The organism is Micropruina sp., assembly GCF_047606665.1.
Lineage (GTDB): Bacteria > Actinomycetota > Actinomycetes > Propionibacteriales > Propionibacteriaceae > Micropruina.
In genome coordinates, this window is record NZ_JASGEF010000053.1 from 63,994 (window position 1) to 76,240 (window position 12,247).

Here is a 12,247-nt window from a genome sequence, read left to right on the forward strand (position 1 = left end):
GGTCACTTCTGGGTGCTGGACTGATCGGTCGGATCGTCGTCGGTGGCGCGCGCGTCGGACGGCTTCGGATCGATGAAGTCGGACGGCTGGATGTTGTCGAACGGCGAACCCTCGACGTCGTCGAAGGACCCCTCCGGCTCGTCGTCGCTCACCTGATCGTCGTCGGAGTACTCGAACTCGTCGTCCTCGGGAAGCAGGGTCTTCACCACCGCCTGCTTGACCACGGTCATCTCGATGCCGGGAGCGATCTCGATGATCGCCTGCCGCTCACCGAGATGGCGAATGGTGCCGAACACGCCGGACGACAGCATGACGCGCGTGCCGGGCGCCAGGGAGTTGGTCATCTCCTGCTGCTTCTTGGCCCGCTTCTGCTGCGGCCTGATCAACAGGAAGTAGAAGGCGGCCCCCATCAGCACAAGCATCAGGAGGGTGCTACCCATGTCACCCATGTGGATTCTTTCGTTAGACGATTGATCGGTGGCTCAGCCACACGACGCCTAACTCTAGCCGAGGCGTCCCGATTGCCCCGACTCCGACCAACCGGGCGGATGCCCGGATCTCCTGCGCCAACCACGGCGTCCTGGTCGGAGATCCCGTGGAAAGCCCGGATGACGGGCTCTGCCGGTGTCGTCGCGGCGTCGCCTGGACGGCCTTGCCCAGCGCGAATCAGCCGTCGGCGCCGAAGAGGTCCGGTTCGGCTGAGTTCGGCATGGTCAGGCCGAGGTGGGCCCAGCCGCGGACGGTGGCGACGCGGCCACGCGGCGTTCGCATCAGAAAGCCTTGCCGGACCAGGAATGGCTCGGCGACCTCTTCGACCGTCTCGCGCTCCTCCCCCACCGCCATGGCCAGGGTGGAGACCCCGACCGGACCGCCGCCGAAGCGTTCGCAGAGCGCGGACAACACCGCACGGTCCAACCGGTCGAGGCCCAGCTCGTCCACCTCGTACAGCTCGAGGGCGGCCCGCGCAACGGCCGCGCTCAGGCGTCCGTCGGCACGCACCTGTGCATAGTCGCGGGCGCGGCGCAGCAGCCGGTTCGCGATCCGAGGGGTGCCGCGCGAGCGGGAGGCGATCACCTCGTCGGTGCCGCGTTCCAGCGCGATGCCCAGCAGGCCTGCCGAGCGCCGCACGATCGAGCGCAGCGCGTCGGTTTCGTAGAAGTCGAGCTGCGCCGTGAAGCCGAACCGGTCTCGCAGCGGGCCCGGCAGCAGACCGGCCCGCGTCGTGGCGCCGACCAGAGTGAACGGGGGAATCTCCAGCGGGATCGCGGTCGCACCAGGCCCCTTGCCGACCACCACATCGACCCGGAAGTCCTCCATCGCCAGGTACAGCATCTCTTCGGCCGGCCGTGACATGCGGTGGATCTCGTCGAGGAAGAAGACCTCGCCCTCGGTCAGCCCGGACAGGATCGCGGCCAGGTCGCCGGCATGCTGAATGGCCGGGCCGGAGGAGATCCGGATCGGCGAGCCCACCTCGGCGGCGATGATCATCGCCAGCGTGGTCTTGCCCAGTCCGGGCGGCCCGGACAACAGGACATGGTCGGGCACCGAGCCACGGTGCCGCGCGGCGTCCAGCACCAGGCCGAGCTGGTCGCTGACCCTCGGCTGTCCGGCGAACTCGGCCAGGCTGCCGGGGCGCAGCGCGGACTCCGCCAGGGCCTCGCCATCGTGGACGTGCGGATCCATTACCTCGTCGGTTTCGTGACTCACCACGCCAGACCCCGTCCGATTCGCTCACTCATCTGGCCGCGCCCCCTCATTTGGCCAGACTCCGCAGCGCGGCCCGCATCAGCACCGCGACCGGGGTTGCCGGGTCGTCGTCGACCAGCGGGGCGACCGTGTCACAGGCCCGGTCGGCGTCGCGCGACGACCAGCCCAGACCCTCCAGTCCACCCTTCACCTGGTCACGCCACTGAATGGGCGCGGTGGCGGACGACGTGGCCGGGTTGCCGACCGCGGCGAGGGTGTTGATCTTGTCCTTCAGCTCGATCACCAGGCGTTGCGCGCCCTTGACGCCGATGCCCGGCACCTTGGTCAGCGCCGGAATGTTCTCGGCGGCGATCGCGGCCCGCAGGGCGTCCGGGCTGAGCACCGACACCACGGCCTGGGCGATCTTGGGCCCGATGCCGCTGGCCGACTGGACGAGTTCGAAGCAGTCCCGCTCGTCGGCGTCCGCGAAACCGTAGAGGGTGAGCGAGTCTTCGCGCACCACCAGCGAGGTGGCCAGCGTGGCCGGCTGTCCGATCCGGACCGCGGACGCCGTCGCCGGCGTGCACTGGGCGCGGACGCCGAAGCCGTTGAGGTCGAGCACCACCCAGGTGGCGCCGGCGGCGATCACCGTTCCGCTGAGTTGAGCGATCATGCGCCCCTCCTGTGTCGCTGGCGTCGTCCGGCCGCCACCGCAGCCTCCAACCGGGCCTGGCCGGCACCGCGCCACAGCTGGCAGACCGCGAGCGCCACGGCGTCCGCTGCGTCGGCCGGTTTCGGTGCCTCGGCGAGCCGCAACACCCGTGTCACCATCACACCGATCTGAGCCTTGTCGGCGCGTCCCGAACCGCTGATCGCCGCCTTCACCTCGCTCGGAGTGTGCTGCCGGACCGGCAGCCGATGTCGGGCGGCGACCAGCAGCGCCACCCCGGCCGCCTGTGCGGTGCCGATCACCGTCATCGTGTTGTGCTGGCTGAACACCCGCTCGACCGCGACCACGTCGGGGCGATGCCGCCCGATCCACTCCTCCAGGCCAGTCTCGATGGCCAGCAGTCGCAGGCCGAGGTCGGCGTCCGACGGAGTCCGGATCACGCCGGCCTCGACCAGGGTCGGAGTGCGGCCCGCCACGCCGTCCACGACGCCCACACCGCAACGGGTCAGGCCCGGGTCGACGCCCAGAACACGCATGCCGATGAACTCCCGTCAGCCGAACAGATGTTCGGATACTAGTGGACGCCGCCAGCCCGCCCCGGGAACCGCGCTGGCGCGCCGTTCCGAACGCCCCGGCCGGCTGGAGGTCACTCCAGCTCGGCGAGCACCGCCTCGGGGACGTCCTCGTTGGAGTAGACGGTCTGCACGTCGTCGACGTCCTCGATCGCGTCGAGCAACCGGAACAGCTTCTCGGCGGCCTCTTTGCCGTCGATGGCCTGGGTGTACTGCGGCACGAACTGGACCTCGGCCGACTCGTAGTCGAGCCCGGCCTCCTGGACCGCCTTGCGCACGTCGACCACCGCGCTCGGGTCGGAGATCACCTTGAAGGTCTCGCCCTCGTCGGAGACGTCCTCGGGGTCGGCCTCCAGCGTCGCCTCGAGTAGATCGTCCTCGTCGAGTTGGCGTCCGCCCTGGGACTTGGCCACCTCTACGATGCCCTTGCGGTCGAAGATCCGTGACACCGAGCCGACGTCGGCCATCGTGCCGCCGTTGCGGGTGACCGCCACCTTCACGTCAGAGGCCGAACGATTCCGGTTGTCGGTCAGGCATTCGATGAGGATCGCCACGCCGCCGGGACCGTACGCCTCGTACATGATCTCGGTGTAGTCGACCGCCTCGCCGCCGATACCCGAGCCGCGCTTGACGGCGCGGTCGATGTTGTCGTTGGGGACAGAGTTCTTCTTCGCCTTCTGGATGGCGTCGTAGAGGGTCGGGTTCCCGCCGGGGTCACCGCCACCGACGCGCGCCGCCACTTCGATCTTCTTGATCAGGTTCGCGAAGAGCTTGCCCCGCTTGGCATCGATCGCTGCCTTCTTGTGCTTGGTGGTGGCCCATTTGGAGTGCCCGCTCATCTACGTCCCATCTGCTGCTCGTCCATCGTGCGCGGCCCCGATTGTATCGGTGCCCAGCTGTTGCACGTACCAGACCATGGTGTCGACGCCGACGTACCCGAGTTCTGCGTAAGGTCGCGAACCCTGATCGGATTCGGTCTCGATGCCGATTCCGGCGGTGAGCAGGCCGGCCTCGACGAACGATTGGTGGCTGCGGGCGAGCAGCGTCCGGTAGAGGCCGTGATTGCGCCATTCCGGCACCGCGCCGAGGTACTCCGTCCAGCCGGCGAACTCGCCGGCCAGGCTGGTCTCGGCGTTCAACACCCAGCCGACCGCCTGCCCGTCGACCACCGCGACCCACGACCAAGCGTCGCGGATGCCAGCGCCGGCCAGGCCCCATTCCCAGGCGTCCGGTTCGAGCAGGTCGGCGGGATGGCTGACGGTCGCGTTGTAGAGCAGCCGCACCGGCTCGCTCCAGTGCGCCCCGAACGGTTCGAGCGCGACACCGGGCAGCGGGCGGGGACCGTCCGGGAGAGGCTCGGCGAGGCTGCGGCGCATCGCGTGATACCAGCGCTGAGGCCGGAACCCGCAGTCGGACAACGTCTCGGCAAGGAAGAGGTTGCTGACCGAGATCAGCATTGACAGTTCGGCCGGTTCGCTCTCGTCGCCCTCCAGCTGCCACTCCTCGGCGCGCTCGATCTGCCAGCGCAACATGGTCTCCTGGACGCCCTCGTCCCGCCATGCCGGATGGCAGCCGCCGTGCAGCCGCAGCCGGTTGGGCGGCTCACCGGCGTCCGGCAAGCGGATCCAGGCGTAGGCGATCAGGGTGCCGCTGGGTTTGCGCAAGACCACGCCGGTCTCGGTATCGCGGACGATGCCTCGCGCGACCGCCGCCTCCAGCGCCGGCAGGTCGTGATGATGGGTCGCGTCGCCGAAGTGCTCTTCGGCGACGATCAGGCCGGCGATCTCGGGAAGGTCCTGTTCGGACAGCCAATGCCATGTGCAGCCATGGCTCTTGGCCGGTGTGGGCATCGTCGCCTCCGTTCCTACTCCCCAATCTAGTACCCCAATACGGGCGGGTTACTGCGTGGCGACAGCCAATGCATCCTCAAGGGTGAAATTGCCGATGTAGAGGGCGGTCCCGATGATCGCGCCGGTGACGCCGAGCGGCACCAGTCCGCGCAGCGCGACCAGGTCGTCCAGCTGTGCGATGCCACCCGAGGCGATCACCTGGGCGTCGGTCTGCGCAGAGACCTGCCGCAGCAGGTCGAGGTTCGGGCCGGTCAGCATGCCGTCGGACTTCACATCGGTGACCACGAAGGTGCCGCAGCCGGCCGCCGACAGCCGATCGACCGCCTCGGCCCAATCGCCTCCCTCGCGCACCCAGCCGCGAGCGGCGAGCTTGCTGCCCTTGACGTCGATGGCGATGCCGATCCGGTCCCCGTGCTCGCCGATGATGCGCTCGCACCACTCCGGGTTCTCCAACGCAGCGGTGCCGATGTTCACCCGACGACAACCGGTGGCCAATGCCCGCTCCAGGCTGGCGTCGTCCCGGATGCCACCGGAGAGTTCGACGTTGAGATCGAGCCGGGCAGTGATCGACGCGATGATCTCGGCGTTCGAGCCGCGCCCGAAGGCGGCGTCCAGGTCGACCAGATGCAGCCACTCGGCACCGGCGTTCTGCCAGCGCATCGCGGCGGCGAGCGGGTCGCCGAACACCTTCTCGGAGCCGGCCACACCTTGGGTGAGCTGGACGGCCTGGCCGTTCTGGACATCGACGGCGGGCAGCAGGGTCAGTGCGGTCACGGTCTTCGACCCTAGTGGACGGCCCGAGGACCACGGCAATCTGTGCGAGGTCCGGACGGCTCACACCGGGACCGACGATCACCGACAAGGGTCCTGGACGGGATGGTCGAGTGGTAGGAGCGGCCGTCGGACCCAGTGTGTCCGGCGACCTGGGTCCGCGCCCAGCCGACAAGTCCCGCGATCGCGAGCACGATCGAGGCGCTGACTCCGCCGAAGAAGCCGATGCCCGTGACCACCCAGCGGGAGCTCGCCGACAAGCTCTGCGCGCGCTCCAGAGCGGGCTCGTCGCGCTCATCGACGCACTGGAGCGCAAGGAGCTCGTCGTTCTCACCGGCAGCACCACCGACCGCCGCCGGAGGCAGCTCTACCTCACCCCGGCCGGCCGCGACATGCTCACCGCCCTGCGTGCCGCAGCAGAAGTCCAGGAAGCGGCGATCACCGAGTACTCAGCGAACACGCCAAGACGACGCTCTACGAGGTGCTCGTTACGCTCGGCGCACGCCAAGGCATCGACGCCAGCGTGCATCCGGGATACAAGACCGAATCGCTGCTATCGCTGGAGCCGCGAGGGTCGGCGGCGAGGTCGTAGCGGGCCTGGTCTGCGACGGCGGGGGTTCCACCAGCGGTCGTCGTGGATCACCGTGGTAGGCGCGGGTGAGGTCGAGTCCGAACCCGGCGGCTCGCAGGGAGAGCACAACGAGGCTCGGTGGTGGGCGCAGAGGGACTCGAACCCCCGGCCACCTCCTTGTAAGGGAGGTGCTCTAACCAACTGAGCTATGCGCCCGCAGCTCTCCGGCGGCCCCATTGTGCCAGCTATCGCCGGTTTCCCCGTGGGCGGACCAGCTTCTGCGCCTGCCAGTTCGTCGAAACGGACGCCGGATTGGCCAGCACCAGGCCCGCGGTCAGCGCGCCCTCGGCGACGTCGGTCGGATCGACGTATTCCGGACGTCCCACCTTCGGAGTCAACAGCCAGATACAGCCGGTGGGTGACAGGTCGGTGAGCGCGTCCACCAGACCGTCCACGACGTCGCCGTCGCTGTCGCGCCACCACAGCAGCACCACGTCGACCGCCTCGTTGGACTCGTACAGCAGGTCGCCGTCGATGGCGTCCATCACCGCATCGCGCAGCACTTCGTCGACGTCGTCGTCCCAACCGAGCTCCTGCACCGCCAGGCCGCGGGTCAGCCCGAGGGCAGTCACCTCCGCGGCGCTTGCCGAGCCATCCGTGCGGGCCACCTGCTTCCTACTCTCCACTCTCGCGACACAACGTCTGTCGCGGCCTAGCCTGCCAGACTTCCGCACCGGACGGAAAGCGCAGAATATGGCAGTGGGCCGGTGACCCGCAGCAGCGGAACACCGGCCCACGACGCATTCACTCAGGCGTCGCCGCCCGCGCTACCGGAGGCGCCGGCCGCAACGTCCAGCAGCCGGTACTTCTCCGCGGCCCGACCGGGTGCGGAGGCATCCAGCTGGCCCTTGGCGGCCAGCGCCTGCAGCGTCCGGACCACCATCGACGGACCGTCGATGTGGAAGAACCGCCGCGCCGCCGCGCGGGTGTCGGAGAAGCCGAAGCCGTCCGCGCCGAGCGAGTGGAACTCACCGGGCACCCACTGGGCGATCTGGTCCTGAACCAGCCGCATGTAGTCCGAGGTCGCGATGAACGGACCCGGACGTCCCTGCAGCCGCTGCGTCACGAATGGCACCTGTCGCTCCTGCTCGGGGTGGAGGAAGTTGTGCTCGTCGGCGGCCAGGCCGTCGCGCCGCAACTCGTTCCACGATGTGACGCTCCACACGTCGGCCACCACACCCCAGTCGCGCCTCAGCAGTTCCTGCGCCTCCAGCGCCCACGGCACGCCGACGCCGGACGCCAGCAACTGTGCCCGCGGGGCGTCGCCGCCGACACCCTCGAAGGAGCCTTCCTTGAGCAGGTAGATGCCCTTCTTGATGCCTTCCACATCGATGTTCTCGGGCTCGCGCGGCTGCGCCATCGGCTCGTTGTACAAGGTGATGTAGAAGATCACGTCCTGCGGGTTCTCGCCGTACATGGTCTCCAGGCCGTGCTGCATGACGTGCGCCACCTCGTAGGCGTAGGCGGGGTCGTAGCAGCGCATCGCCGGGTTGGTCGCGGCCAGGATGTGGCTGTGCCCGTCCATGTGCTGCAGGCCCTCGCCGGCAAGCGTCGTCCGTCCGGCGGTGGCGCCCAGCAGGAAGCCGCGGGCCAGCTGGTCGGCGGCGGCCCACATCGAGTCGCCGGTGCGCTGGAAGCCGAACATCGAGTAGAAGATGTAGATCGGCACCATGTGCACGCCGTGGGTGGCGTAGGCACTGCCGGCCGCCGCGAACGCGCCCATCGAGCCCGCCTCGTTGATGCCGACGTGCAGGATCTGGCCGTTCTTCGCCTCACGGTAGGCGAGCATCAGCTCGTGGTCGACCGGCGTGTAGGTCTGGCCGTGCGGGCTGTAGATCTTGATCGTCGGGAAGAACGCGTCCAGGCCGAAGGTGCGGGCCTCGTCCGGGATGATCGGGACGACATGCGGCGCGAATTCCTTGTCGCGCATCAGGTCCTTGAACAGTCGTACCCAGGCCATCGTGGTGGCGATCTGCTGCTGCCCGGAGCCCTTCTTCACCGACGCATAGGCGGAATCGCCGGGCAGCTTGATCGGCTTGGGATTGTTCCGCCGCTGCGGCAGGCCGCCACCCAGCGTCCTGCGTTGTTCCAGCGCGTACTGGATGCGCTCGTCGCGCGGACCCGGGTTGACGAACGGCGGACGGTACGGATCGGCCTCGAGGACGGCGTCGGTGATCGGCATGTCGAGCCGGTCGCGGAACTGCTTGAGGTCGTCCAGGGCCATCTTCTTCATGCCATGGGTGGCGTTGCGGCCGGCGAAGTGCGAGCCCAGGAAGTAGCCCTTGATGGTGTGCGCGAGGATCACCGTCGGCGCGCCGGTGAACTCCAGCGCCGCCTTGTAGGCCGCGTAGACCTTGTGGTAGTCGTGACCGCCACGGGTCAGCTTCCAGATCTTCTCCGCGTCCCAGCCCTCGACCATCTTGGCGACCCGCGGATCACGTCCGAAGAAGTGCTCCTTGACGTAGTCGCCGTCGTTGGCCCGGAAGGTCTGGTAGTCGCCGTCGGGGGTGTTGTTCATCACATTGACCAGCGCACCGTCGCGGTCGGCGGCCAGCAGCGGATCCCAGCCGCGACCCCAGACGACCTTGATCACGTTCCAGCCGGCGCCGCGGAAGAAGCCCTCCAGCTCCTGCATGATCTTGCCGTTGCCGCGCACCGGCCCGTCCAGCCGCTGCAGGTTGCAGTTGATCACGAAGGTCAGATTGTCGAGCTCGTCGTAGGACGCCAGCTGCAGCGCGCCGCGGCTCTCCGGCTCGTCCATCTCGCCGTCGCCGAGGAACGCCCAGACGTGCTGCTGCGAGGTGTCCTTGATGCCTCGGTTGTGCAGGTACTTGTTGAACTGCGCCTGGTAGATGGCGTCGATCGGGCCCAGGCCCATCGAGACCGTGGGGAACTCCCAGAAGTTCGGCATCTGCCGCGGGTGCGGGTAGGACGGCACCGCGCGCACCCGGCCGTCGACGACGTGGCTGTGCTCCTGGCGGAAGCCGTCCAGGTCGGCCTCCTCCAACCGGCCCTCGAGGAAGGCGCGGGAGTACATGCCGGGGGCGGTGTGGCCCTGGTAGAAGATCTGGTCGCCGCCGCCGGGGTGGTCCTTGCCGCGGAAGAAGTGGTTGAAGCCCACCTCGTACAGCGTCGCCGACGAGGCGAAGGACGAGATGTGGCCGCCGACCCCGATGCCCGGCCGGTTGGCCCGGTGCACCATCATCGCGGCGTTCCAGCGCACCAGACGGCGGAACTTCCGCTCCAGCTCGACATCGCCCGGGTACCAGGGCTCGCTCTCCGGCGGGATGGTGTTGATGTGGTCGGTCACGGTCAGCGAGGGCACGCCCAACTGGCGCTCACGCGAGCGTTCCAACAGCTTGAGCATGATGTAGCGGGCACGGTTCCGGCCGCCCTCGTCGATGATCCCGTCCAGGGACTCCAACCACTCGGCGGTCTCCTCCGAGTCGATGTCAGGCAGGCTCGTGGGCAGCCCGTTCAGGATCGGGCCGACGTTGTCGCTGATGGCCACAGGGGAGTCCTTTCTCATGCACGGCCCGGCGCGCAACGATGGGCACCACCGGGTGATTGGGGTCCATCCTGCCCCATCTTCCCTTCCGAGCACATCGTCTGGACCACACTGTGTCCGCGCCACGGCGTCCCGACGGGTGGATCGGGTCTCGAAGTCAGCTCTTTGCCCAATCCAGCAGCCGCCACACCGGCCAGGTGGTGACGATCCGGTCGGGGTCGATGCCGGCCGTTTCGGCCCGTGCCGCGCCGTAGACCAGGAACTCGAGCTGCCCCGGAGCATGGGCGTCGGTGTCGATGCTGAACAGGCATCCGGCGTCCCTGGCCAGCTCCAGCAGCCAGTCCGGCGGGTCGCAGCGTTCCGGACGGGAGTTGATCTCGACCGCCACCCCGAAGGCGCGGCACGCCTCGAAGACCACCTCGGCGTCGAAGGCGCTCTCCCCGCGGGTGCCCCGCTCCCCCTCGATCAGCCGTCCGGTGCAGTGGCCCAGGATGTTGGTGCGCGGGTTCGCGATCGCCGCCACCATCCGGTGGGTCATCGACTCGGCGTCCATCGCCAGCTTGGAATGCACGCTGGCCACCACGACGTCCAGCCGGTTCAGCAGGAACGGCGACTGGTCGAGCGTGCCGTCGTCGAGGATGTCCACCTCGATGCCGCGCAGCACCCGGAACGGCGCCATGGCCTCGTTCAGATCATCGATCAGGTCGAGCTGATCGGCGAGCCGCTCGGCGGAGAGTCCCCGAGCCACCCGCAGACGGGGCGAATGGTCGGTGACCGCGGTATAGGAGTGGCCCAGCGCCTGGGCGGCCAGCATCATCTCCTCGATCGAGCTGCCGCCGTCGGACCAGGTGGAGTGGGTGTGCAGATCGCCCTTGAGCAGCGACCGCAGCCGTGGTTCCGGCTCGACCAGCGGACGGGCCTTGGCCCGCTTGCCGGCCAGGTAGTCGGGGACGCCGCCGCGCAGCGCCTGCTCGATCACCGTCACCGAGGTGGCGCCCAGGCCGCGCACCTGCTTCCAGCTTCCCGACGCGGCGTGGCTCGCGCGTTCGTCCGCGGGCATCACGTCCACGATCTCGGCGGCTCGCCGGAAGGCCTTCACCCGGTAGCTGTCGGCGCGCTCGCGTTCCATCAGGTAGGCGATCTCGCGCAGCGCGACGACGGGATCCATGCGGTCCACACTAGGTCGTGACGTGACCGAGGAGAACGAAGCGAGGTGCCTGCCCGAAAGCGGCCAGGGGCAAGTATTAGGGGCGACAGGCCATTAGGGTGTCGGGGACGAAGGGAGAGCGGTGGCCGCCATTCCAGGGATCGGACGCGGCTGGCCGCAGTCCGGCCGGCAGCGATCGGCGCTCTCCAAGCGGCTGGTCCAAGCGTCCGCCGATCTCACTGCCGCGGCGCTCACTGAGATGGAGGAACGGCACCCCTGGTTTCGTGACCTGGACGCCGAACACCGCTCCTGGGTGACACTGGTGGCTCGCGCCGGGATCGACGGATTCATCCGCTGGTTCGCCGACGAGGGCCGCGACGTGAACCCCTCGGAGGTCTTCGACGCCGCACCTCGCGCGCTGCAGCGCCGGATCACCCTGCACCAGAGCGTCGACCTGATCCGCACCACCATCGACACCGTCGAGAGCCAGCTCGATCGGCTGGTGCCGCGCGGCGACCGCTCCGGGGTGTACCTGGCGATCGTCCAGTACTCGCGCGAGATCGCGTTCGGCGTGGCCGAGGTCTACGCCCGCGCCGCCGAGGCCCGCGGCGGCTGGGACGCCCGGCTGGAGGCGCTGGTGGTGGACGCCGTCATTCGCGGGGAGGCGGACGAAACCGTGCTGTCCCGCGCCTCCACGCTGGGCTGGCGCTCCCCAGCAGCGATCACCGTCACCATCGGCCAGGCACCCGCGAAAGACCAGGCGGTCGAGGCGATGCGCCGGGTGGTCGCCGAGCGCGGCTTCGATCTGCTGGCCTCCACCCAAGGCGACCGGCTGGTGGTCGTCCTCGGCGGGCACGCCGGAACCGCCGGAACCGCGCTGTCGGTGATCACCGAAGTCGCCGACCAGTTCGGGCCTGGCCACATCGTCGTCGGCCCCGAGGTCAGCGATCTGGTCGAGGCCGCCACGTCGGCCCGCGGCGCGCTGTCAGGCGTCCGTGCTGCGGACGCCTGGCCGAGCGCCCCGCGTCCGGTCGCGGCCGAGGACCTGCTGCCGGAACGGGCGCTGGCCGGCGACGGCCATGCCCGGCGGATCCTGGCCCGGGAGATCTACGGGCCGCTCCGGGACGCCGGTGCCGATCTGCTGGAGACCCTGGTCGCCTACCTGGACAACAGCGGCTCGGTGGAGGCCACCGCGCGCGCCCTCTTCGTCCATCCGAACACCGTGCGCTACCGGCTGCGCCGGATCGCCGAGGTGTCCGGCTATCACCCGGCGGACGCCCGCAGCGCCTACGTGCTCCGGCTCGCAGTCACCCTCGGCCGGCTGTTGGCGTCGTAGTACCACAAAGCAGGACGGGTCCAGTCCCCGTCCGACTGTGAGCGGTGTTGTGAGAACCCCACAAGAAGGTCTGTGC

At 69.1% G+C, this 12,247-nt stretch carries 11 protein-coding genes and 1 tRNA gene; 1 reads left to right on the forward strand and 11 read right to left on the reverse strand.

The genetic code is table 11. The features are described 5' to 3' along the window. Positions 1-2: 2 nt before the first annotated feature. The 11 genes from yajC to QM619_RS12985 all read right to left on the reverse strand — a co-directional run bounded on the left by yajC (position 3) and on the right by QM619_RS12985 (position 10,856). Positions 3-440 (reverse strand): preprotein translocase subunit YajC, encoded by a 438-nt coding sequence (yajC, locus tag QM619_RS12935; protein ID WP_415109253.1) that lies wholly within the window; start codon positions 438-440, stop codon positions 3-5. Positions 441-666: 226 nt separating this feature from the next. Continuing rightward, positions 667-1,683, reverse strand: coding sequence for a Holliday junction branch migration DNA helicase RuvB (gene ruvB, locus QM619_RS12940; protein WP_415109350.1), 1,017 nt, complete (start codon positions 1,681-1,683; stop codon positions 667-669). A 70-nt stretch (positions 1,684-1,753) separates the two neighbouring features. Further along, positions 1,754-2,359: a Holliday junction branch migration protein RuvA gene (gene ruvA, locus QM619_RS12945; RefSeq protein ID WP_415109256.1), complete on the reverse strand. Its 606-nt coding sequence runs from the start codon at positions 2,357-2,359 to the stop codon at positions 1,754-1,756. Next, positions 2,356-2,883, reverse strand: coding sequence for a crossover junction endodeoxyribonuclease RuvC (gene ruvC, locus QM619_RS12950; RefSeq protein ID WP_415109353.1), 528 nt, complete (start codon positions 2,881-2,883; stop codon positions 2,356-2,358). Before ruvC ends, ruvA begins: the two co-directional genes overlap by 4 nt. Before the next feature lie 119 nt (positions 2,884-3,002). Then, positions 3,003-3,767 carry a YebC/PmpR family DNA-binding transcriptional regulator gene (locus QM619_RS12955; protein ID WP_415109259.1) on the reverse strand — a complete coding sequence of 255 codons (765 nt, stop codon included), beginning with the start codon at positions 3,765-3,767 and terminating at the stop codon, positions 3,003-3,005. Next, positions 3,768-4,778, reverse strand: coding sequence for a hypothetical protein (locus QM619_RS12960; protein ID WP_415109262.1), 1,011 nt, complete (start codon positions 4,776-4,778; stop codon positions 3,768-3,770). A gap of 48 nt (positions 4,779-4,826) precedes the next feature. Then, a complete protein-coding gene (priA, locus tag QM619_RS12965) occupies positions 4,827-5,552 on the reverse strand; it encodes a bifunctional 1-(5-phosphoribosyl)-5-((5-phosphoribosylamino)methylideneamino)imidazole-4-carboxamide isomerase/phosphoribosylanthranilate isomerase PriA (protein WP_415109265.1) in 726 nt (241 codons plus the stop codon). Positions 5,553-6,259: 707 nt separating this feature from the next. After that, a tRNA-Val gene (locus QM619_RS12970) sits at positions 6,260-6,336 on the reverse strand. 29 nt (positions 6,337-6,365) lie between these two features. Then, positions 6,366-6,788 (reverse strand): DUF3052 domain-containing protein, encoded by a 423-nt coding sequence (locus QM619_RS12975; protein WP_415109268.1) that lies wholly within the window; start codon positions 6,786-6,788, stop codon positions 6,366-6,368. A gap of 140 nt (positions 6,789-6,928) precedes the next feature. Next, the gene (aceE, locus tag QM619_RS12980) at positions 6,929-9,691 is read right to left on the reverse strand and encodes a pyruvate dehydrogenase (acetyl-transferring), homodimeric type (protein ID WP_415109271.1); all 2,763 of its coding nucleotides are present in this window, start codon (positions 9,689-9,691) and stop codon (positions 6,929-6,931) included. Positions 9,692-9,845: 154 nt separating this feature from the next. Continuing rightward, on the reverse strand, positions 9,846-10,856 hold the full coding sequence (locus tag QM619_RS12985) for a PHP domain-containing protein (RefSeq protein WP_415109274.1): 1,011 nt from the start codon (positions 10,854-10,856) through the stop codon (positions 9,846-9,848). Between the two features lie 121 nt (positions 10,857-10,977). Here QM619_RS12985 and QM619_RS12990 point away from each other — a divergent pair, with 121 nt between their 5' ends. Beyond that, positions 10,978-12,171 carry a PucR family transcriptional regulator gene (locus QM619_RS12990; RefSeq protein WP_415109277.1) on the forward strand — a complete coding sequence of 398 codons (1,194 nt, stop codon included), beginning with the start codon at positions 10,978-10,980 and terminating at the stop codon, positions 12,169-12,171. Positions 12,172-12,247: the final 76 nt, after the last annotated feature.

Bases quoted from the DNA above. Each gene is read 5' to 3' on its own strand.
- yajC (WP_415109253.1), bottom strand. From the start codon at position 440: ATGGGTAGCACCCTCCTGATGCTTGTGCTGATGGGGGCCGCCTTCTAC.
- ruvB (WP_415109350.1), bottom strand. From the start codon at position 1,683: ATGGATCCGCACGTCCACGATGGCGAGGCCCTGGCGGAGTCCGCGCTG.
- ruvA (WP_415109256.1), bottom strand. From the start codon at position 2,359: ATGATCGCTCAACTCAGCGGAACGGTGATCGCCGCCGGCGCCACCTGG.
- QM619_RS12955 (WP_415109259.1), bottom strand. From the start codon at position 3,767: ATGAGCGGGCACTCCAAATGGGCCACCACCAAGCACAAGAAGGCAGCG.
- QM619_RS12960 (WP_415109262.1), bottom strand. From the start codon at position 4,778: ATGCCCACACCGGCCAAGAGCCATGGCTGCACATGGCATTGGCTGTCC.
- QM619_RS12985 (WP_415109274.1), bottom strand. From the start codon at position 10,856: ATGGATCCCGTCGTCGCGCTGCGCGAGATCGCCTACCTGATGGAACGC.